At 45.5% G+C, this 23226-nt stretch carries 20 protein-coding genes; 14 read left to right on the top strand and 6 right to left on the bottom strand.

Translation table 11 applies throughout. The features are described from left to right. The first annotated feature begins 84 nt into the window (after positions 1 to 84). Entirely contained in the window at positions 85 to 1707 is a 1623-nt protein-coding gene (locus tag VIS94_05740; protein ID HEY9160567.1) for a radical SAM protein, read from the top strand. Positions 1708 to 1721: 14 nt separating this feature from the next. Next, positions 1722 to 2660 (top strand): patatin-like phospholipase family protein, encoded by a 939-nt coding sequence (locus VIS94_05735; GenBank protein ID HEY9160566.1) that lies wholly within the window; start codon positions 1722 to 1724, stop codon positions 2658 to 2660. A 47-nt stretch (positions 2661 to 2707) separates the two neighbouring features. On the opposite strand, the gene VIS94_05730 is transcribed toward VIS94_05735, so the two are convergent. Further along, entirely contained in the window at positions 2708 to 3340 is a 633-nt protein-coding gene (locus VIS94_05730; GenBank protein HEY9160565.1) for a TetR/AcrR family transcriptional regulator, read from the bottom strand. 156 nt (positions 3341 to 3496) lie between these two features. Here VIS94_05730 and VIS94_05725 point away from each other — a divergent pair, with 156 nt between their 5' ends. Next, a complete protein-coding gene (locus tag VIS94_05725; GenBank protein HEY9160564.1) occupies positions 3497 to 4414 on the top strand; it encodes a TIGR01212 family radical SAM protein in 918 nt (305 codons plus the stop codon). A gap of 87 nt (positions 4415 to 4501) precedes the next feature. Here VIS94_05725 and VIS94_05720 read toward each other — a convergent pair whose 3' ends face one another. After that, complete coding sequence (locus VIS94_05720; protein HEY9160563.1) at positions 4502 to 4687, bottom strand: hypothetical protein; 186 nt, start codon at positions 4685 to 4687, stop codon at positions 4502 to 4504. Positions 4688 to 4801: 114 nt separating this feature from the next. On the opposite strand from VIS94_05720, the gene dusB reads away from it, so the two are divergent. The 11 genes from dusB to rpoD all read left to right on the top strand — a co-directional run bounded on the left by dusB (position 4802) and on the right by rpoD (position 19059). Beyond that, positions 4802 to 5737 (top strand): tRNA dihydrouridine synthase DusB, encoded by a 936-nt coding sequence (gene dusB, locus VIS94_05715; protein HEY9160562.1) that lies wholly within the window; start codon positions 4802 to 4804, stop codon positions 5735 to 5737. Between the two features lie 2 nt (positions 5738 to 5739). Further along, positions 5740 to 6663, top strand: a complete 924-nt coding sequence (locus VIS94_05710; protein ID HEY9160561.1) for a DMT family transporter — start codon at positions 5740 to 5742, stop codon at positions 6661 to 6663. Continuing rightward, complete coding sequence (locus VIS94_05705; GenBank protein ID HEY9160560.1) at positions 6660 to 7802, top strand: YncE family protein; 1143 nt, start codon at positions 6660 to 6662, stop codon at positions 7800 to 7802. Before VIS94_05710 ends, VIS94_05705 begins: the two co-directional genes overlap by 4 nt. Before the next feature lie 89 nt (positions 7803 to 7891). After that, a complete protein-coding gene (gene dprA / locus VIS94_05700; protein ID HEY9160559.1) occupies positions 7892 to 8974 on the top strand; it encodes a DNA-processing protein DprA in 1083 nt (360 codons plus the stop codon). Further along, complete coding sequence (gene topA, locus VIS94_05695) at positions 8967 to 11306, top strand: type I DNA topoisomerase (GenBank protein ID HEY9160558.1); 2340 nt, start codon at positions 8967 to 8969, stop codon at positions 11304 to 11306. Before dprA ends, topA begins: the two co-directional genes overlap by 8 nt. After that, positions 11299 to 12594 carry a methylenetetrahydrofolate--tRNA-(uracil(54)-C(5))-methyltransferase (FADH(2)-oxidizing) TrmFO gene (gene trmFO / locus VIS94_05690; GenBank protein HEY9160557.1) on the top strand — a complete coding sequence of 432 codons (1296 nt, stop codon included), beginning with the start codon at positions 11299 to 11301 and terminating at the stop codon, positions 12592 to 12594. Before topA ends, trmFO begins: the two co-directional genes overlap by 8 nt. Before the next feature lie 96 nt (positions 12595 to 12690). Further along, a complete protein-coding gene (gene rpsU, locus VIS94_05685) occupies positions 12691 to 12894 on the top strand; it encodes a 30S ribosomal protein S21 (GenBank protein ID HEY9160556.1) in 204 nt (67 codons plus the stop codon). Next, a complete protein-coding gene (locus tag VIS94_05680) occupies positions 12894 to 13331 on the top strand; it encodes a GatB/YqeY domain-containing protein (GenBank protein ID HEY9160555.1) in 438 nt (145 codons plus the stop codon). The genes rpsU and VIS94_05680 overlap by 1 nt, the downstream gene beginning before the upstream one ends. A 45-nt stretch (positions 13332 to 13376) precedes the next feature. Further along, on the top strand, positions 13377 to 15617 hold the full coding sequence (locus VIS94_05675) for a Smr/MutS family protein (GenBank protein HEY9160554.1): 2241 nt from the start codon (positions 13377 to 13379) through the stop codon (positions 15615 to 15617). A gap of 2 nt (positions 15618 to 15619) precedes the next feature. Further along, on the top strand, positions 15620 to 17338 hold the full coding sequence (gene dnaG, locus VIS94_05670; GenBank protein HEY9160553.1) for a DNA primase: 1719 nt from the start codon (positions 15620 to 15622) through the stop codon (positions 17336 to 17338). Continuing rightward, on the top strand, positions 17335 to 19059 hold the full coding sequence (gene rpoD / locus VIS94_05665; GenBank protein ID HEY9160552.1) for an RNA polymerase sigma factor RpoD: 1725 nt from the start codon (positions 17335 to 17337) through the stop codon (positions 19057 to 19059). The genes dnaG and rpoD overlap by 4 nt, the downstream gene beginning before the upstream one ends. Before the next feature lie 42 nt (positions 19060 to 19101). Here rpoD and VIS94_05660 read toward each other — a convergent pair whose 3' ends face one another. From VIS94_05660 to VIS94_05645, 4 genes are read right to left on the bottom strand one after another with little or no spacing between them, the layout of a single operon-like run. Beyond that, positions 19102 to 19614 (bottom strand): bifunctional nuclease family protein, encoded by a 513-nt coding sequence (locus VIS94_05660; GenBank protein HEY9160551.1) that lies wholly within the window; start codon positions 19612 to 19614, stop codon positions 19102 to 19104. A 53-nt stretch (positions 19615 to 19667) separates the two neighbouring features. Further along, positions 19668 to 21353, bottom strand: a complete 1686-nt coding sequence (locus VIS94_05655; protein ID HEY9160550.1) for a PHP domain-containing protein — start codon at positions 21351 to 21353, stop codon at positions 19668 to 19670. Then, on the bottom strand, positions 21346 to 22542 hold the full coding sequence (locus tag VIS94_05650) for a MiaB/RimO family radical SAM methylthiotransferase (GenBank protein ID HEY9160549.1): 1197 nt from the start codon (positions 22540 to 22542) through the stop codon (positions 21346 to 21348). Before VIS94_05650 ends, VIS94_05655 begins: the two co-directional genes overlap by 8 nt. Before the next feature lie 42 nt (positions 22543 to 22584). Then, positions 22585 to 23166, bottom strand: coding sequence for a PilZ domain-containing protein (locus tag VIS94_05645; GenBank protein HEY9160548.1), 582 nt, complete (start codon positions 23164 to 23166; stop codon positions 22585 to 22587). Positions 23167 to 23226: the final 60 nt, after the last annotated feature.

Genomic DNA, 23226 nt, shown 5'->3' with positions numbered 1-23226 from the left:
TATGTTTAATTGTTTTGAATACGCCGCAAAATCAGGCTTACTTATTGCATATTGTTTGTAATACAAATTTTGTGAGGAGGAACTATGAATATTAAAAAAATAACCAGGGAATTCATTCAGCAGTCTGCAATCAATTTGTCATCAAAATTCGTCACATCATTTGTCAGGATTTCTCCTGAAAAGAATTTTGACAGGGTAATGAAATCCATAGCGATTCTTGCAAGGTCCTTCTCAAATCCGAAACCATTCAACGGCTTCATGGACTGGCTCAAAAACAATCCCGGCACCAGACAATGGTTCATCAACCTAATGCTCAAGGATAAAGGCCAGGCATCAAATGTTATAAAAATACTCTTCGGCAATTGCTCCCTCAAATGGATTGAAAAGAGCAAGGAACTGCAGACAAAGCATGGATTCACCTCCCCCTACAGTATCCTCATAAGCCCTACCATGGCCTGCAATCTTAAATGCAAGGGCTGCTACGCCAACGGTTACGGGATGAAAGAAGACATGTCGGTTGAAACCGTCGACAGCATAATTACACAAGGCAAGGAACTTGGAACATATTTCTATACAATACTGGGCGGAGAGCCGTTTGTACGTTTCGACATCATTGAGAAAATGGCTGAAAAGCATAGCGATTGCATATTCCAGGTATTTACAAACGGAACATTGATCAAGGAAGAAACCGCCGACAGGATTGCCGAACTCAAGAACATCATTGTTGTCTTCAGCGTCAATGGAAATAAGGAAGAAATCGATTACATGCGGGGCAAAGGTGTTTATGAGAAAGTCATCACATCGATCGAGAGGCTCCACAAACGCAACCTCATCATGGGCATGTCACTGGTTCTCACCTCGCGCAATTACGATCTTATGACAAGTACAGATTTCTATAACGAATGGGAAAAGCGCGGTATCATGTTTGCCTGGAATTTCCTTTTTATGCCGGTTTCCAAAAATGCAGACTTGTCGCTTATGCCTACGCCGGAACAGCGCGTAACATACGGAGAGTTCATCAAAGAATACAGGGAACAGCATCCTCTTTTCATAATGGATTTCTGGGCCGATGCACCCGCAGTTCATGGGTGCGCCGCAGGGGGCAGACGTTATCTTCATATCAATAACAAGGGTGATGTGGAACCCTGCATATTCGCTCACTTTTCAACTCATAACATATATAAACATACGCTTCTCGAAGCGCTGAAATCGCCCTTTTTTACGGCTATCAGACAGCATCAGCCTCATACGGACAATCTTTTGAGACCATGTATGATAATTGACAACCCGGAGGTCATCAGAACCATTTGCAGGAAGCATAATGCAAAACCTACCGATGAAGGGGCAAGGGATCTTTTAGAAAATCCCCATGTTATAAATCATATCAATGAATATGCCAAGAATGTGGCACCAGTTGTAGACAAGGTCTGGAATGAAAAGTATTCGGGCAATATCAATGATATACTTAACCGTTGTGTTTCATACCCCGAAGGTCTCGACCGGATTTCCTACAGACTCGACAGAATTTCCTACATGGAACGAATCATTGAAATTTCGAATCATGACCAGACAAATGCAGCGAGGGTGCTCGAAGAGGTAAGCGATGCACACGAAAAATACGGCAGCAACCCTGATATCCATACAAAGATTGATTCAACCAGGGAAATTGATCAGGAAAATTTCGTTGTAAGCCAAACAGCCTGTTGAAGGAGAATCTCCCGATGAAAGAATACAACCTTGCACTGGTACTCGGAGGCGGCGGAGTCAGATGTATGGCCCATCTCGGCGTCTTCAGGGCGCTTCACGAAAATGGCATAGAGCCCGACCTTATCGTCGGAAGCTCAATAGGGAGTGTTCTGGGCGGAGTTTATGCATATATCCGCGATCCGCATTATGTGGACATCTTTGCGGACAAGTTCTCAAAAAATGAGACGCTTATAAAGCTCGAAAACGTGCTCATGGGCTCTGGCGGCAACATTCTTTCAAAACTGATATCGAAAACAGCCTATGCGGCAAGTGTATTCCATGCATGCCGCAGACACGGTTTCCTCTCTGAAGAACTCGTAAGGAAAGCCTTCAGAAATATTCTTGGCAAAGGTATTTTAAACTCACATAAATTTCTTCTTGAAGATACCGCAATCCCGTTTGCGGCTCTGACGACCGATTATGCTTCGGCAGAAGCAGTTGCTGTGACAAAGGGCGAATTGCCCACATTCCTTTATGCTTCATCGGCCTTCCCTGGAATATGCAAGCCTGTTCTTCATGGCAACAGGGTTCTGATGGACGGCGGCATCATCAGTGTGCTCCCGGTCATGGCTGCGCATCTGCTGGGCGCAAAAAAGATCATTGCTGTAGATACGGAAGCCGTCGTTACAAGAAGCGAGCTCAAGAATTCCATCCAGTCCATAAACACGGCAACGGATATACGGGGACACAGGCTTAATCTGATCGAGAAAAACCTTGCAGACATAACCATCTCACCGGCGATCAAAAATTACAGGTTCTTTGAGTTCAGCAAGTGGGAGCTGTGCAGAAAGGCAGGCTACGACTCGACAATGGAATGCATCAACAGTATCAAATCGGTTGCAGGTTCTTCTGAAAGTATGAAATCTTATCAGCGCACCAGCTATGAGTCTTATTATCCCTTTGCGGTAATATGATGCAAATCCGGCAATGCTTCTGCTGCAGAAGGGTTGCCGGATTACAATTATAATTTCTGAGTGATCTTATTTTCGATAAGCAGCTGGGATATATCAAGCTTCTGATTGAGAAGACCGGCACCCATGATCTCAAGAACCTTCTGCATGATCTGTTTGGTAGTTATATTACCTATCGTATCTGTTTTGCTGTAGGTACAGGCCTGATAAATCTTATAGGATATATACGCTGCAACATGGCTGTCGATTTTCACAAACAGGTCATGTTCTATTGCCTCTCTGAAAATGGTTTCGATCAGATTAACAACAAAACTTTCAATTTCAAGCAGATATTGATTAAACATATACGGAGGAAGACCCAGTTCATTTCCTCTGAGCAGGTACATCAGGAAATCGTCTTTCTCATAAAACGACAGCGCGTTGTCCCACATATGAGCCATTTTGATCAGGGGATTATCGTCGCTGTTGATTCCTTTTGTCAGAGAGCTTTTCAGATTTTCGATCTCTTTCTTGATAAGCTCTTCAAGTATCTCATTCTTTCCTGGAAAATACTGGTAAAGAATAGGCTTGCCGATTCCGGCCTCAGCTGCAATTTCACCTATGGTGGAAGATTTTATGCCGTTCCTTATGAAAACATCTTTGGCGCTCTCAAGAATTTTTTCTCTTCTTAAATTCTGATCCATTATCTTCCTGTAGCAAAAAGGGTCATATACTGTCAATTCATGTTAATTCTGTTGACCTGCAAATAAGGCGTTACTATTATGCAGCAATTCCTTCAGGAGGATAGATGCTGGAGATATCAAAGGATTCAAATTCGTCTGATTCAATATTATGTTTCTATGACTCATATACCATATAAAACTTTCAGCTCATTTCTTCGTGAGCACTTTGGAGAGCGCGTACAAAAAATAACGCTGGATGCCGGGTTAACCTGTCCCCACAGGAATGCAGACAAGAAAGGCGGCTGCATATACTGTAACGCCCTCGGATCAGGTACAGGGGCCATTGCCAAAGGGCTCAGACTCAGGGAACAGATTGAAACACAAATGGCATTTCAGACAAAGCGCTACAATGCAAAATCTTTCATTGCCTATTTCCAGTCATACTCAAACACTTATGCGCCTCTTAACGAGCTTAAACGGATTTATGACAGCGTTCTGCCCTATCCCCATATTAAAGGCATCTCCATCGGAACAAGGCCCGATTGTATAGACAGCGAAATCCTTGACCTGATAGGTTCATATTCGGATACAAGGATGGTCTGGGTTGAATATGGCCTGCAGTCTTCAAATGATAAAACTCTCAGGCTTATAAACCGTGGGCATGATTCACTGGCATTTTCAAAAGCATCGATCATGGCTCATGAACATGGACTCAGGGTATGTGCGCATGTGATTTTAGGCCTGCCCGGTGAAGGAATTGCCGACTGGCTGGAAACCGCCCGTTTCGTAGCGGACCTGCCGGTAACAGACATCAAGATCCATCTCATGTACGTCATCAGAGACACACCCCTTGAAAAAATGCTTGATGCAGGAATTTATACACCTTTGACATTAGAGGATTATGCTGAAGGTGTTGCAGAATTCCTAGCATGCCTGCCTCCTGATATTATCATTCAGCGCATAACAGGCGACCCTCACCCGGATGAGCTTGTTGCCCCTTTATGGGCGCTTGATAAGAAAAAGGTTCTTGATGAAATCCATAAGAGAATGAACAGCCAGGGGGTGTATCAGGGCAAGAATTATTCCGGCAGTTGAAACAGGCCTGTGAATATAAGTCAAAGGGCGTCCGTAATAACAGACGCCCCTAACAGTCATAATACTGACAGCTGAATTATTTCTCAGCTATTCCTCACACTCGCATTCCATCATCCCGTTTGCCAGATCCAGGAATATTCCCAGCGACTCGCTCAGATTCTTGATAACAAGGCTGCATGCAACCTTGTCTTCCACTGTCTTGGCGGTTGATAATGCCTTCAGCGCAGATCCCAACTCTTTAAATAATCCGTCAATAATTTTATCCGGGTCCATATTGTCTCCTTGAATTTTTTCCATATGTAGCCTTAAGAAAAGTTTTTGTACAGATGATTCAAGGAGTTCTCAATTGCGATTGCGGTATTTGCGGTGTGAAGTTATATTGCCGCAATGCAAATTTACAATATTAATTTTACGAACAGGCTGTTCCTTGCACCTCTATCGGGCTACACGAATTATCCCATGCGGGTGTTATGCCGGAGATACGGGGCCGAACTTGCATATACGGAAATGCTCAGCGCAACCGGTATTATAAGGAATGATCGAAACACCAGACTTCTTCTTGAGCGACCTGCAACCGACAGACCGCTTATTGCGCAGATTTTTGGGGCCGACCCTGACGAGATGGCTCAAGCTTCAAGGATACTTGAAAGCAGGGGTTTTGACGGCATCGATATAAACATGGGCTGCCCTGTCAGGAAGGTCGTTTTGAAAGGTGCCGGAGCTGCACTGATGAAAACCCCTGAAACTGCCGTCAGGATTGTCAGTGAAATATGCAAAGCGGTAAAAATTCCTCTCAGCGTAAAGATGCGTTCGGGCTGGGATTCCGACTTTCTGAATGCAAATGAACTTGCACCAAAGCTTGTTGATGCCGGCGCATCTGCTGTTATAATTCATCCGAGGACACGCTCCGACATGTACGGGAACACCCCTTCCTGGCAGATGCTTGAAAAGCTCAAGGCGGTTCTCGATGTGCCGGTGATTGCAAGCGGTGATATAAAGCTGGGCGAAGACATCATGAGGCTTGAATCAATAGGGGCGGATGCCTTCATGATAGGAAGGGCAGCCATAGGCAGGCCCTGGATATTCAGCGAACTTTCTGGTAACTTGCCTCCAGGTCAGGACGAAAAATGCAGTGTGATCATTGAGCACCTTGAAATGCTTTGTTCATATCTCGGGCAGAAGAAGGCCACCCGTTACATGAGGAAGTTTATATCACAATATGTTAAGGGCATGGATGGTGCTGCAGCTTTCAGGCAGAAAGTCTGCATGGTGGATGATAATGCAGAATTTACTCGTCTTGTTAAGGAATTCTTCAGGAGCTGATTTTGATACATAAAGAAAGCCATAATGTGCGTAACGATTTAATGCTGCTCGTTGCTGCGGCAATCTGGGGATTTGCGTTCGTAGCGCAAAGAAAGGGGATGGATTATGTAGGCCCCATGCTTTATAACGCCTGCCGTTTCGCTCTAGGCGCTCTCAGCCTCGTTCCTCTGCTGCTCATAAATAAAAAACAAAGAAATCAACAGTCCGCATTATCACCAGTCGTCAGGGAAAGGGTCGGGATTAAGGGTATATTATTCGGCGGAATCTGCTGCGGGATAGCATTATTCGTGGCATCCGGATTTCAGCAGTGGGGTGTAGTATATACTACGGCAGGCAAAGCTGGATTCATAACAGGCCTTTATGTAGTGCTCGTTCCTATTATAAATTACTTCTGGGGCCGTAAAATCGGCAAAGGAACCTGGGCAGGTGCACTCATGGCCGTTATCGGCCTTTATTTTCTGAGCATTAAAGAGGACTTATCAATCAATCTCGGCGATATGCTGGTGCTTGTAAGCGCCTTTTTCTGGGCAATACATATCACGGTTATAGGAATATTTTCATCGCGGGTCGGCCCAATAATGCTCGCTTTCCTGCAGTTTGCAGTCGCATCCATTCTGAGCCTTCTGGTTGCCCTGCCATTGGAGCATATAACGATATCAGGCATTCACGGAGCAATGTGGCCCATCCTTTATGGCGGCTTCATGTCTGCGGGAGTGGCATTCACTATTCAGGTAATTGTACAGGAAAAGGCGAATCCTGCGCATGCAGCTATAATAATGAGCCTTGAAACATTCTTTGCAGCCCTGGGCGGATGGATGCTTCTGGGTGAACATCTAGGCACAAGAGACATCCTCGGCTGCATCCTTATGCTTTCAGGCATGCTGGTATCACAGCTCAGCGCAATATTTTCTTCGAGGCGGGCATGAAAAAAAGAAATCATTTACAATTAATTGTTCTGAATCTTCTCTTCTGCATCATTGCCTTACCTGCACTAGCCGAAGATAATACCCCGCTGCTACAGCTTGAAGGTGCTGATAACATCAGTGCAACTTATGGCGTTAAATCCATACTCATAAGCCCGGACGGCTCCAGGGTTTATTCAATGAACCTTGAAGGCATGAGCGTGTACGAGTTTGACCGTAAAACCAGAAAACTCCTGAGGAAACTATCTTTCATACCTACAAGGGGAAAAGGCTTTGATTACGACAAAAAGGTTACTATCGATTCTTTCCAGGAGAAGCCTGTTGAAGCAGCCATGACACATGACGGACGTTATCTCTGGGTGTCACTTCATAATGCGGGTGGTGTTGTCATATGGGATGTTACGGGAGGTGAAACTTACTATCCTGAAAAACCTTACAGGACAGCAAACGTCTATGACTTTACCGCGGAAGAGGAACTTCCCCACATAAAAGAAATCCGGCTTCTATTCATAAAGACAGGCAAAACTCCGAAAATTATTGCACCAAGCCCTGACGGTAGATATGTCTTCGTTTCCAACTGGCATTCGAATAACGTAAGCGTTATAAAAACATTTTCAGATATCCCCGGTGAGTGGGAAAAAGTCAAAGATATAAATACGGGTACCATTCCCAGGGGGCTTGCCGTTTCCCCTGATTCGAAGACGCTTTACATTGCGCTCACAGGCGGCAGTGGTATCAGTATCGTCGATATTGAAGGCATGAAGAAAACAGGTGAAATAAATGCCGGCATTAATCCCAGACATGTAATAACCGACGGGAAATATCTTTATGTCACACTCAATTCCGAATCCAGACTGGTCAAGATAGATATCAAGAGCAGAACAATTGCATCACAAACACCCACAGGCGAATCGCCGAGAACAGCAGTCCTTTCAAAAGACGGCAGTCTTATATTCCTGGTATGCTATTTTTCCAACACCATGCAGGCATTTTCGACATCAGACCTAAGAGCTCTGGGAGAATGGGAATCATCGAAACACCCTGTAGGAATTGATATCTATGAAGACAGCGGTATTACCGAATTATGGACATGCAACTATCTGAGTGGAACGCTCAAGATATTTGACTTTAGAACACCCTGATATCATTAGATTATATCAGACAACACGGACTGACATCACACAAACGCACTTGACACCCCATGTTCCTTTACTGTACCCCGAAGACCGTTATGGCAAACCGAATCCATGAAGACCTGATAGCCCTTAACCTTATTCAGGGCATAGGACCTGCAAGTATTTCAAGGCTTGTGGAACGTTTCGGTTCTGCCGAAAAAGTACTCAGCCTTAAGGCAGGTGATATCAGGTCGATTGATTTTTTAAAAAAAACCCAGATAGAGGCCATTATAAAAGGGCCTGAATCATCCTCAGTAAAGGCTGCAATAAAAACGCTCAGGGATGCCAATGCATACACTGTCTGCCTGAATGACCCTGAATACCCATCGCTGCTGAAGCAGATTTCAGACCCGCCCGTGCTCCTCTACATAATCGGAGACATAAATTCGGTTGAACCGGCGGCGGCGATTGTAGGCACCAGGGCGCCTTCACATTACGGCAGGGAAATTTCTTTCTCCCTGGCAAGAGACCTCAGCCTGAGAGGAATCTCCGTGGTATCGGGTCTGGCCCGCGGCATAGATACACAGGCACATCTGGGCGCACTTGAAGGCATATCAGGGACGGTTGCGGTTCTGGGCTCGGGGCTTGATAAAATTTATCCGCCTGAAAACAGAAGTCTGGCTGAAAGAATTTCAGCAAGCGGCGCGATAATTACCGAATTCATTCCGGGCACAGAACCCAGGCCGGAAAACTTTCCGAGGAGAAACCGCATTATCTCAGGCCTTTCAAACTGCGTAATAGTTGTAGAGGCAACTCTTAATTCAGGTGCGATGATAACGGCAAGACTCGCTGCGGAACAGGGAAGAACATGCATGGCTGTTCCGGGGGCAGTCACTAACATCCGCTCGAAAGGCCCGCATAGCCTTATCCGGCAGGGGGCTGTCCTGGTTGAAAGCGCCGAGGATATCGTCGCTGAAATAGCGCCTCATTTAAAAGCTATCCTGAAGAACAATGAGAATGAACCGGAAAACCAACTGCTTGAGTTTCTCTCGGCACGTCCGATGAGTATTGATGAAGTTGCATCCGAGCTTAAAGCGGATGTCTCAGATGTATTAAGGGATCTGACCATGCTGGAGCTTGGAGGATTTATTTCCAGGATTGATGGCGGCAGATATTCGATAAGGAGAAAAAATGGCTAGAGCTCTTGTTATTGTTGAATCACCTACAAAGGCGAAGACAATAAAACGTTTTCTGGGCAGGGATTTTGAGGTCGAGGCAACCATGGGGCATATAAAAGACCTTCCAAAATCGACTCTGGGAGTTGATGTCAAAGGTGATTTTTCACCCGCATACAGCGTGAAGCCGGAAAAAAAGGATGTCGTTAAAAGACTCAAGGCGGCAGCTGAAAAATCAAGCCACATATACCTTGCAAGCGACCCTGACCGCGAGGGTGAAGCAATAGCCTGGCACATTGCGGAAGAGCTGGCAGGACCGGATAAGGAAGTCAGCCGTATAATCTTTCACGAGATAACGAAAAAGGCGATTGAAGAGGCGGTTGCAAGCCCCAAATCTCTTGATAAAAACTTGTATGATGCACAGATGGCAAGACGTTCAATGGACAGGATTGTTGGCTACACCATGAGCCCGCTTCTCTGGCGGAAAGTAAAGCGGGGACTTTCAGGAGGCAGGGTTCAGTCAGTTGCAGTAAGGCTTATCTGCGAGCGCCAGGATGAGATCGAGGCCTTCAAACCGGTGGAATACTGGACGATCGAGGTGTGCCTGAAAACGTCATCCGGCCAGGAAATAAAGGCCAAGGTCATTGACCCCAAAAATATACCTGACGAAAAAACCGCCGTTTCAATTGCAGAAAAAATAAAGAAGGCGGGGGAAGCTCTAATCAGGGAATACAAAAAAAAGGCTCGTTCCCGCAATCCTTTACCTCCCTTCATCACCTCCACTCTTCAGCAGGAGGCTTCCCGGAGATTGAGGTTCTCATCCAAGAAAACCATGCTCATAGCGCAGCAGCTTTATGAGGGAATAGCCATAGGGAAAACGGGCGACATGACGGGTCTTATCACATACATGAGGACTGACTCGCCTGTCGTCTCGAAAGATGCCCTTGGCCAGGTTCGGGAATTTATACCTGCCGCTTTCGGAAAAGAGTATCTGCCGGAAAAGCCTATACTCTACAAGGCCAAGAAATCGGCACAGGAAGCACACGAGGCCATAAGACCCGCCACACTTGAAAACACACCTGAATTGATAAAATCATTTCTCACCAAAGACCAGTTCGCACTCTATGACCTCATCTTCAAACGTTTCGTCGCATCCCAGATGAAGAGCGCAATGTTCGAGCAGACATCGATAGATTTCACCGCCAGCGGCATCGGTCTTCGCGCTACGGGTTCGGTGCTGAAATTTGACGGATTCCTGAAGTTATACAAGTCACAGGACGAAGAGGATGAGGGCATTCTGCCTGAAGGCCTCAAGGAAGGAGACAGGCTCAAGATCGTATCTATTGATCCCTCGCAGCATTTCACCCAGCCACCCGCAAAATACAACGAAGCAAGCCTTATAAAGGAACTTGAGGAAAAAGGCATAGGCAGACCGAGCACTTATGCACCCATTATCTCGACCATTCAGGACAGGGGCTACGTTGTAATCGAAAACGGGGCGTTCATGCCTACCGAACTCGGCCGGGATGTAAACAGACTGCTTGTAAAACACTACCCCAATATTCTTGACGTGGGCTTTACTGCAAAAATGGAAGACGAGCTGGACGAGATCGAGGAAGGTAAGGACACCTACCTCAACACCATGGAAAATTTCTTTTCCACTTATAACGGTGAACATGAAAAGGCCCTTAAAGAGATGGAGAACATCAAGACCGGCCACCGTCCCTCAGGTGTAATATGCGAGACATGCGGAAAGGAAATGATGATCAAGCTGGGCAAAAACGGCTATTTCCTTGGCTGCTCGGGATATCCAAAATGCACGAATACGAAGGAATACGCCAGGGATACAAATGGCGGCATTGTATCTAAAGAAACGCCCCCCGAAGAAACCACCGAGGAGACTTGTGAGAAATGCGGCTCCTTCATGATAATGAAAAAAGGTCGCTATGGCGTGTTCCTTGCGTGCAGCGGCTACCCTGCCTGCAAGAATACGAAACCCGTCAGGAAAGATGAGATGACGGAAAGAAAATGCGACAAATGCGGTTCTTCAATGATTCTCAAACGTGGAAGATTCGGACCTTTTCTTGCGTGCAGCTCATATCCAGCCTGCAAAAACATCTCCCCCGTCACAATGGGATTCAAATGTCCTGTACCAGGTTGCACCGGTGAAATCCGTCAGAGCAGGTCAAAAAAGGGAAAGGCCTTTTATTCTTGTACTGTCAAGGACTGCAACTTCCGGTGCTGGACAAAACCCGTGGACAAGAAATGCCCCGCATGCGGGGCAATGTTCCTTATCAGAAAAGGAAAGCAGCTTATCTGCCCCAATCCCGATTGCGAACATAAAGAAAATGAATAGTCCGGTTATCGTGATCGGCGGGGGTCTGGCCGGTTGCGAAGCCGCATGGATCCTTGCCAAAAAAAGGATCTGCGTTGAGCTTTTTGAGATGAGACCGAAAAAAATGACGCCGGCCCATTCGACCGGCATGCTGGCCGAACTCGTATGCAGCAATTCTCTCAAAGGCACGGATCCTTTTACGGCACACGGCCTGTTGAAAGCGGAAATGGAAATCATGGATTCTCTTGTAATGAAGGCGGCCCTTTCAGCGAGGGTGCCTGCCGGTAAAGCCCTGGCGGTTGACAGGGAAAGCTTTGCGGCTTTCATCACCGATGCAATCAGTTCAAATCCGTTTATAACGGTCAATCGCTCCGAAATTGAATCCGTTCCTCAAGATACAAACTGCATTATCGCGACAGGGCCTCTCACATCCGATGCGCTTGCAGATGATATATCTAATATTACCGGTTCCGGCAGAATGTTCTTTCATGATGCCATTGCTCCCATAATCGATGCGGACAGCATTGATATGAAAAAGGCGTTTTTCGGCTCCAGATGGTCAGATGATGAAGGTGATTATATCAATTGCCCATTTAATGAGGCCCAATATAACCTGTTTATTGATGAGCTGATAAAAGCCGATAGAGTCTCACTTCATACCTTTGAAGACACGAAATATTTCGAAGGATGTCTCCCTGTTGAAGTTATTGCCGAGCGCGGTTCTCAAAGCCTAAGATTCGGGCCGATGAGGCCTGTTGGTATCAAGAATCCCGGTACAGGTAAAAGGCCTTATGCGGTCGTTCAACTCAGGAAGGAAACTCTCAAGGGGGATGCATTCAACATGGTGGGATTCCAGACAAGGCTAAGTTATCCGGAACAGGACAGGGTCTTCAGACTCATACCGGGTCTGGCAGATGCAGTCTTTCTGAGATACGGCTCTATTCACAGAAACACATTCATTGATTCGCCCAGGATGCTTGAAAAAGACCTGAGTCTGCGCTCTCATCCGAATATCATAATTGCAGGCCAGCTTACAGGTGTTGAGGGATATATGGAATCAGCCTGCTCCGGGATAATCGCAGGCATGTCCATGGCAGCAAAGATTTCAGGCATGGAATTCATCCCGCCTCCCCCCCAGACCGCAACAGGTTCCCTGATCAATTATATTACGGACCCGGCTGTCATAAATTTCCAGCCTATGAACATAAATTACGGCATCATTCCGTCTCCAGATGTACCTAAAAAAGACAAAAAATCGACTATACATGAAATTGCTCTGAATAATATTTTCGGATGGGTTAAACACTAAGAATCCCTTGTTTCATCCTTGACACCCATTATGCCATCTTATATAAGGACGTGGTTTTAGAAGAAACCCGTAATGGAGAGGGGGTGTTTTTAATTCATGCCCGGAATCAGAATCAGAGATACCGAACCATTTGAAAGCGCAGTAAAGAGATTTAAAAAGCAGGTTGAAAAAGCGGGAGTCCTCTCGGAAGTCCGCAAACGCGAGTTTTACGAGAAGCCAAGTGTAAAGAAGAAGCGCAAAGCCATTGCCGCACGCAAACGTGCAGTCAAGAGAATGCAGAAAGTAAGGTCGTTCTATTGATGCTGACTGAAAAATTAAAAAAAGATATGACCGATGCCCTCAAGGCAGGAGACAAGGAAAAGGTATCCTGCCTCAGGGTTCTTTTAAGTGCAATAAAAAACAAGGAAATCGCCCTCAGAAAACCGCTCGATGATACGGAAGCAACAGGGGTTCTTCGCACCGAGATAAAGCAGGTAAATGAATCGTACGAACAGTTCGGCGCCGCAGGCAGAACGGACATGGCTGAAATCGAGCGGGTAAAACTGGAGATATTGAAATCCTATCTTCCTTCGGAAATCAATGATGAAGAACTGATCGCCATTATAGATTCATGCATAGCCGAAACAAGTGCAACCAAGAAAGATATGGGCAAAGTTATTAAGCTTGTCCTTTCAAGAACGGCAGGAAGGGCCGACGGCAAAAAGGTAAACAGCCTGGTAAACAGCAGACTTTCATAACAGACCGGCAGCATTTTTTAAAACCATTTCCGATAAGAAGTACAGATGAAGGGTGACCTTTTAGAATTTAATTCCGTTAAGGGCTATATAAAAAACAATATCGTTTCCGATGCCGGATTAAGCGCACTGGAAGAGCTGAATCCTTATGAATCCTGGGATGATGCGATTTCCCAATGGGAATTCATCTCCGAGATGACTGATCTGATAACCGGCAACAGGATAAGCATCAATCCGATCGAAGACATAAGCCCGCTGCTTGAGATGAAAGAAGGCACCGTCCTTGAAGGCCAGGACCTGCTGAAGGTGTCATCTTTATTAAAAGAAATCAACAGGCTGAAGTCCCAGCTTGACAGGGCAGAGCACCTTTCCGGGCTGACTGCGAACATATCAATACCAGTTTCGTTGATAAAGGAAATTGAAACCTCCCTGCTCCCGACAGGTGAGGTGTCGGATCTGAAAAACCCCGTATTGAAAAAGATGAGAATAAAGCACAGGACATTGCGCCATACAGTCCTGGAAAAGCTGGAAGGAATCATATCTAAATTCAGGCAGATCGTGACGGAAGAGATCATCACAATAAGAAACAACAGGTTTGTAATACCTTTAAGACACGATTTCGGAGCTTTTATAAAGGGTATCACCCATGACTATTCAGGGTCACGGCATTCGGTATATGTGGAACCATTCGATGTAGTTGAAGACAACAACACCCTTATAGAGTTGAAATCAGCTATAAGGGAAGAGGAAGAGAGAATACTGAGGCATTTGACAACCCGGGTAATCCAAGAATCCTGCAATATAAAAGAAGGCATATCAATCTTCGCCCGTCTGGATGTTCTGCATGCCGCTTCCTTATGGTCCATAAGAACAGAGTGTTCCATCCCGGAACTCGGCAATGAAATCCGCCTTATAAACGCAAGGCATCCCCTTTTGCTTCAGAGCATCGGTCATAACTGCAGGCCTCTCGATATAAGGCTCTCCAAAGACAGCAACTGCCTGATTATCACCGGGCCAAACGCAGGAGGCAAAACAGTTGCTCTTAAAACGCTGGGCCTGCTGATAGTCATGGCGAAAAGCGGATTGCCGATACCTGCGGACAAAGGTTCCATAACACCTCGGATCAATTCCCTGCTCGTAGAGATGGATACGCCACAGGACATTTCACATGGTCTCTCGACATTCACTGCACATGTCAAATCCTTAAAAGAGATATATGAAAATGCGGGTTCCGGAGATATCATCCTCCTTGATGAACCCGGAACCGGGACGGACCACGATCACGGCGGGGCAATCGCAGTTGCCTGTATAGACGCCTACAGGAAAAAAGGCTCGACCGTTGTTGTGACTTCACATTCTGAAACCGTTAAACTATACGGTCTGTCCCACCCTGACATACAGCTGGCTTCAATGACATTCGATGAGAATACCGTCAAACCGCTTTATTCTATCCAATATGGAGTCATCGGCTCAAGCAGGGCCTTTGAAATACTCAGATCCGTTTCTTTCCCTGAGGCTTTGATAGATATGGCTGCAGACATTACAACAGGCAAAGGGGGCAACAGCCTGATGAAGGCAGTTGAAGATATCGGCACGGCTTCAAGACTCAGACTTGAGGCACAAGCCGCTCTGGATGAAGCGGCCATTATTAAAGAGGCTGCCGAGAACGAAGCCAGATTCAGGGAAAAGGAGCGGTTTGAATATGCACTCAGGTATAAAAGGCTCATTGAAAGACTCGAAAATCTCATAAGCAGGCCTGAAAAAAATGATGTCAGGGCAGTAAAGGAACTGCCTGAAGCATGTGAGCTTGAAGAGGCATTAACAGAGCTTCCTGAGCACTCATCCACAGTATTCGGTTTTTCGAAAGGCATGAAAGTCCGCATAATAAACACAAAGGTATCAGGCATAATAACATCCCTTGATCCTGAAACGGCTGAAATCACATGCGGCTCGAAACGGATAACCGTAAACATCGATCAGCTTGAACCGTCACATGACGAAAAAGACCGGGTTTTCAAGACCGGACACATAAAATCTTTTGCTCCTTCCGTGCTTCCCATTATTATTGTCGGAATGAGGGTGGACGAGGCGCTTCCCGTAATTGAAAAGGCTATAGATACTGCAATACTTTCAGGTCAGGAAACACTTGAAATCATTCATGGCAGCGGATCCGGAATTCTGAAAAAAGCTGTCAGGAATTACCTGAAACAGGTCCCTGATGTGAAAGGGTTTCATGATGCACAGCCCGAGGATAGCGGCGGAGCAAAAACTATTGTGAGGTTCGTCTGAAGATGCAGCATGATTTAAAAGACAGAATACTCTCACATTACGATATCGTTGATGTCGTCTCGGAGCATGTCACTCTCAAGAAAAGAGGCGGCAAGCACTGGGGGCTTTGCCCTTTCCATAAGGAAAATGCCCCGTCATTTACAGTGGATCAGGCCAAACAGATGTTTTACTGCTTCGGCTGCAAGGAAAACGGCAACGTAATCGATTTCATAATCAAGACAAAAGGCCTCAGCTATCGAGAAGCCGTTGACGAACTCTGCGACAAAGCCGGTATTGAGCGACCGGAAAAAGAGATAAAACATAACAGGAGCGAGATCAAGGCAATATATGACGCAGGCCGCATAGCCATGGACTTTTTTGTTTCCATGCTCAGATCCCCCAGGGGAAGCATCGCTTTTGATTATCTTAAGGCCCGGGGATTGAAGGATGAGACAATCAACGCTTTCTCAATCGGCTATGCCCCTGATGAATGGGATGCATTGATTGTTCATCTTAAAAAGAACGGCATCCCGGAACAGATTGCATTCAAGGCCGGGCTCACGGTTGAAAGAAAATCAGGAGGGTATTACGACAGGTTCAGAAACCGGATCATGTTCCCTATAATAGACAGAGGAGGTGAGGTTGTCGCTTTCGGCGGAAGGGTTCTTGACGGAAGCGAACCCAAATATCTAAACAGTCCGGAAACGCCGGTATTTGAAAAAAAGAAGGTACTTTATAATCTCAACAATGCTCGAAACCTGATAAAGAATCACGGGGTGGTCGTCGTAGAAGGATATATGGACGTAGTATCTCTTGCAAATGCCGGGTTCTCGAGGGTGGTGGCCGCACTGGGAACATCTTTCGGTGAAGATCATGTCAGACTCCTGAAAAGATTCACAGATTCGATAACGCTCGTCTTCGATGGCGATGCCGCCGGTAGGAATGCGACGCACAGAGCACTGGAGCAGTTTTTTTCATCTGACATAATACCGAGGGTCGCCATATTGCCCGAGGGGATGGACCCTGATGATCTGGCAAGAAAAAATATGGCCGGCTGGAATGCGATTCTGGAGCAGGCTGTTACAATGTGGGACTTTATTTTTGATGAATCCTTTAAAAAACATGACGCATCAAAGATGGATGGGAAAAAGGCAATACTGAATGAATTAACGCAGAGTATAATAAAGGTAAAAGATATAGCTCTGAGAGATATGCTTGAAGAGAGACTTTCAGAGCGTACGGGTATAAAGAGGGATACCATATCACGGCTGATAAGGGGAAAGGGTGATGTCAAGATTAATGAAACCGTTATAATTAATCGTGATCCCCTTGAAGATATGTTCGGCAAACTTATACTCCTTGACATGGATGCTGTAAAAATACTAAGCGTTTTCAACCTGGCCGGAGAGTTTAAGGATGAAGATATTTCCACGCTTGCCGGATGGATTCTTGAGCATGGAAATTGCATAGATAATCACGCAGACTGTCCTGAAAATGTAAGAATCACTGCTCAAAAGCTGCTTGGTCTGGACGGACCTGAAGGCGACAGAAGAAAGGCGCTGTCAGATGTTGCAGGCAGAATGCTGGCCAGACGGTACGACAGGGAATTGAAGGAATTGCAGGACTTGATTGCCGTATCTGAAAAAGAGTTGCAATTCAAACTGCTTACCAGAAGAAAAATGCTGGTCGAGGAGAGAAAAAATATTCCCCAATACATAACGGAGGCGCTGGGAAAGAAATGACCGACAAAAAGGCGTTCAAAAAAGATCAGAAATTCGTAGAAATGTCCAAGCCTAAAGAATTCATTTTTGAGGAACCCACAACAAATGAATCATTGCCTGAAGATGTCTTGACGCCTGATGACCTTGAAGACGTAATGGACATGTTTTCAGACAAGGAGATTAACGTCTCTGAATCCGATTCAGTATTCGAAACCGAAGAGGAGATTGAAATCACCGATGACGGGGCATTCAGGGCACCTGACCCTGTAAGGATGTATCTGCATGAAATGGGATCGGTATCATTACTTTCGAGAGAGGATGAAACCGAGATTGCCAAACGTATCGAGGCCGGACAGAGGCAGATACTTAATGTAATTATAAATTCACCCGTCACCGTCAAAGAAGTTATAAATATCGGGAGGATGCTTGAAACAGGCAGCATCCGGCTCAAGGACGTCATTGATCTTGAAGATATATTCAATGTCGAAAATGAGATCGAGATCGAGGAGCACCCCGCAAGACAGAAAACCCTGGATATTATTAAGACCATAGAGGCCAATCAGGCTCAGATCAAACTGCTTAAATCCAAACTTTTCCGTGCGCCCAAGAACAGGCGTGAGAAGATTAAAAATGATATGGCAAAAGTAAGCCGTGAAATCGTCAGGCTCATAAATGAAATCAAGTTCGTGCCCGAACAGATTGACGGTTTTGGGAACAGACTCAAGGAACTGAAGAAGCAGCTCGAATTAAAGGAACATCGAATTGCATATTATGAAGCCCGTTTCGGAATCTGCTGCGAGGATATCCTGGATATGTACCATAAAATCCAGAACGGCAAAGGCAGGCATGATAAATTTCTAACCAGTCAGTCCATGTCAGCTGATGAGTTCTGTCTGGTTGCTGCAGATCTGGCCTCACTACGCAAGGAGATAAAAAAGATAGAGATCGAAGGCGGTCTTACCGCACAGGGTTTGAAAAAGGCCGTGAGAATCCTTGAAGATGCGGAATTGAAAACAAATGCAGCAAAGACAGAACTGATTCAGGCAAACCTCAGACTTGTGGTAAGCATAGCTAAGAAATATGTAAACCGCGGACTCCAGTTCCTTGACCTCATACAGGAAGGCAATATCGGGCTTATGAAAGCGGTTGAGAAATTCGAATACAGGCGCGGTTACAAATTCTCCACATACGCCACATGGTGGATACGTCAAGCCATTACAAGGGCAATAGCGGATCAGGCCAGAACGATAAGAATTCCTGTACATATGATCGAGACAATAAACAAGCTCATTAGGACATCAAGGGCCCTGGTACAGGAACTCGGTAGGGAACCGACACCTGAAGAAATTGCTGAAAAGATGGAATATCCCGAACACAAGGTAAGAAAGATTCTAAAGATCGCCAAGGAGCCCATATCCCTTGAGACTCCCATCGGTGAAGAAGAGGATTCTCACCTCGGTGATTTCATAGAAGACAAGAAGGTGCCGTCTCCAGCGGAAGCTATAATCGCCAAGAACCTGTCTGAACAGTCAAGGCGGGTACTCGCAACACTGACACCGAGAGAGGAAAAGGTGCTGCGTATGCGTTTCGGTATAGGAGAGAAATCAGATCATACGCTTGAAGAGGTCGGAAAAGATTTTACCGTAACACGAGAAAGGATAAGGCAGATCGAAGCGAAAGCCTTGAGAAAGCTCAGGCATCCTGTCCGCTCGAAAAAGCTCAGATCCTTTATTGACAATTGAGGCATTTCCTCCCTGCCGCCAGGCGGGGAGGAAAACCTGTTCCTACGCCCTGAATTTACCGAAATCCTCCGGGTCCATACGTTCAAGTATGTCCTGAAGTTTGTCTCTGTTCTGCTCAAATCCCAGGATACCCTGCGACAGCATATCTTCACCGATCGTTTCCTTTATTACATGACTGGAAACAAAAATTCTTGCATGTGTTCTCAAAGCAACGGCAATGGCATCTGAAGGCCTCGAGTCAATTGATTTGACCTCACCCGATTGCTCCAACACAACATCTGCAAAATAGATGTTCTCTCTCAAATCGGTTATTTCCACCTTTACAACCCTTGCCCCGAGAGATTCCACAATCGAGCATAAAAGATCATGGGTCATCGGCCTGTCCGCTTTAATATCCTCAAGGGCGGCTGCAATTGAGCTTGCTTCCAGTATTCCTATCCAGATGGGCAGGAAGGATTTGTTGTTCACATCGCTCAAAAGGACTATGGGCGCATTGTTTGTGGGATCGAGAGCAATCCCGGCAACTCTCATCTCGATGAAAGTACGTTTATGCATATGTATTAAAATAATAGCCAGACTCTTATAGTCAACAGTGAGGCATCAGGGATTTATCTGGATCTTTTCAGGCAAGCGAGTGCTTCTTCCGCATCGAAAGAGTTTATACAGAAACAAGGTTCAACCAGTCCCTTCCTTGCCATCATCAGCCCGAACTTCATATCATTAAGACCTTCTGTATTATGGGCATCAGGACTTATGGCCACCATGCCACCGGCTGTTATGAATTCGTTCACCTTCCTCCATCCGAGATCAAGCCTTTGAGGATTGGCATTTATTTCAACAATCACTTTATTTAAAAGGCATTCTTCAAGAACTGCATCCATATCCACTTCATAAGGGCTTCTTGCAAGAAGAAGCCTCCCTGTGGGATGGGCAAGTATTGATGTTGCAGGATTACGGACGGCAGTTATTATCCGCTGGGTCATCTGACCCTCATCCATATCCATTTTTGTATGGATGCTTGCTATAACGAAATCAAAGGAATTAAGTACCTCATATCCGTAATCAAGCGAACCGTCCTGCTGGATATCGCACTCGATCCCTTTGAATATGCGGATCCCCGTCTTTTCATTCAACGCATCGATCTCGGCATGTTGCCTGCGCAGGGACTTCAAACTCATACCCCCGGCATAGTGTGCTGTAATACTGTGATCGGATATCCCTATCCATTTATATCCCAGCTCACAGGCTGATTGAGCCATTTCAGCAAGAGATGCCCTGCCGTCGCTGTATGTCGTATGATTATGTATTGTTCCAACAGTATCTTTTTCACCAATAAGTACAGGAACGGCACCCCTTGAAGCAAAATCTGTTTCATTCTCTCCTTCCCTTATTTCGGGCGGGATATATGAAAGACCTATCATCTCATAGAGATCTCTTTCAGTATCAGGAAAACAGGGTGCACCATTTTTCAATATACATGATTCATTTATTTCACAGCCATGAATACGGGATCGAGCCTTGACCTTTTCAACATGAACGCCTGATCCGGTCGTAAGGAAAAGAGAAATGCTGCGGGCTTTTTTTTCCGTCAGAAAGATTTTGATCTTTGGCGCCTTTCTCATATTGATAGTCAAAATTCCATCGGATCTGACAATTTGTTCACCGAATATTTCTTTCAGTTTAAGTTCGGTGTCGTTTTCTTCAGTAATAAGAAAGTCAACAGAACTTATAGTCTCTTCCGTCCGCCTGAGTTCCCCGGTTATGCAGGCGTCAATCCCGTTCAACTTAAAAATTTCATTCATGTGCAGGGCGATTTCGAATGCACTGTCCAAAAGTATGCGTCCTCTGCCCTCGATTATATCGGTTATCGCTTTGCGGATTCTGGCCTCGAATCTGGCGGTCAGACCTTTAAAAGTATTGAGTCTGCCTTTCTCAAGAGCAGTATTCAGATCTTCAAGCGTCTCAATGCCTTTCAGCTGAAGTTCCCTGATTCTTTTTATGCCAAGCCCCGGGACTTTCAGGAGTTCAGGAAGCCCGGCAGGAAGCTTGCTTGTAAGTTCCGAAAGTCCGCTGAAATCACCCTGCTCCCATGAAGCAAGTGTTGAGGATATTCCCTTGCCTATTCCGGAAATGTTTCTGATACTCCCGTCAGCAATCAATGTCCTTATTGGTACATTAAGCATGGATAGAGCATCGGCGGCTTTTCTGTATGCCTTTGCCCTGAAAGGTTCGTCAAGGTACTCCAGTGCATCCGCCATGTCATTCAACAATGTTACTGCCTCGCGTTTATCCATTAAATATGCCTTTCACCTGACGACCCTGAATTTTCTCAAGCCTGACCTCTACAATATCTCCGATAGAGGAATTTGAATTAAAAACAACAGTAATATAATTCGAAGTAATCCCACGACAGACACCATTCTCTGAATCGGTTACAAGAACATTGCATATCTCACCAATCCTTACCTGAATGAATCCCTTCCTTTTTTCTTCTGAAAGTCGCCTAAGAAGCATTGCCCTCCTTTTCTTCTCGACCTCATCAACCTGGTCGCTGAAACCCGCCGCTTTTGTTCCGGGCCGTTTTGAAAACGGGAACACATGCATATATGCAATGGGAAGGCTTTCAAGGAAATTAAAACTCTCATTGAAATCATCGGCGCTTTCTCCGGGAAAACCGGCCATTATATCGGTACCTATTGCCGCTTCGGGTCTTACCGAGATAAGCTCTCCGATGAGATTTTTATAATATGACGGATCATAAGGCCTTGCCATCCTGGCAAGAATCTTTCTGCTCCCGCTCTGCAGGGGCAAGTGCAGGTGAGCGCAAATACGCGGCTCTGAAAAAAGCTCTATGATATCCTGTTTTACCGTCCAGGGCTCAATCGAGCTTATGCGGATCCTTGGAATATCAGTTTCTCTGAGAAGACGCTTAAGCATGGTGGAGAAGCCGCCTTCATAAAGCCCGAGATTTATTCCGCACAGAACAATTTCATTGCACCCGTTCTTGAACAGATTGTTCACCTCATCAATTATTTCACTTCCCGGCCTGCTCGAAGGGCAACCTCTTGCAAAGGGAACTATGCAGAATGTACAGAAATTGGAACAACCGTCCTGTATCTTGATAAAGGCCCTGGCTCTGCCTGAAAAGCTCGAAATAGTCTCGGGCAGGGATACACCTGTGATTTTATCAATTTCACCCTTCGGTACAACCATGATCCTGTCAGAAACAGACTTGATCAACTCGGATCTTATAGATGCAAGGCAGCCTGTTGCCACAACTTTTTCCGAATCAAGCGCCTTTCTCAGAAGTTTTCTGGCATCGGAATCAGAACGGTGTGTGACCGTACATGTGTTCACAATAGCCAGATCAGCATGTTCATTATCAGATGCCTCGGCATAACCGGCGGTCAACAGGGCCTGTCTTATCTGCTGGCTCTCATATTGATTTACTTTGCATCCAAGTGTTTCGATTCTGAATTTCATAGAAAATTACTTTCTGCATGAATGATTATGAAAGCCGGTTCATCAGGTATCTAGCTTTTCGTCAATAAGTTTATGTAATTCATCATCCAGCGCGCTTGACACATTATCGAGCTTCACACCGGTTTCAACACAACCGTCCCCTTCCGGTATGGACCATATTACCTTGCCGCGCATATTCCTGCCGTCATCGAGTACCAATTCTATTTCTTTATCAATCGACAATTTTTCCGAGGTTTTCAGTAATAAACCATCCTGAAAGACATTGAGCAGTTCACCGTCAACAGCCCCCTGTCCTGAATTGTAAGTTATATGCTCGTGAAGAGTATGCTGCTTCTGCCGAAGTCTTTCCTGTATGCTGTTTCTGCCCTTCATTGCCCTCAAAAGGGATTCCATTGTATTAATGGTATTGAAAAACCTCATTCTCTGGGCAGGCCTGGCAACCCTTTCGATATCTCTGTTTATTGCATTCTTCTCGCGTTTCAACGTTTCTATGAAAAAATTGAAGTTGCTTTGAATTTCACGGTTGTCTTTGGCAGCCATTGCCATGTTTATCATTGCGGGAAGCTTTTTTCTTACAAGCTTTTCAAATTCCTCAAGGGATTTTTCAAACTCATCTTTTTCCATCAATTATCCATAATTCAAACAATGGCTTTATGCAAGAATTTACAAATTCCAGACTCAATA

Source organism: Desulfomonilia bacterium, from assembly GCA_036567785.1.
In the GTDB taxonomy this organism is placed as follows: domain Bacteria; phylum Desulfobacterota; class Desulfomonilia; order UBA1062; family UBA1062; genus DATCTV01.
This window is presented reverse-complemented; position numbering and strand designations above follow the sequence as displayed.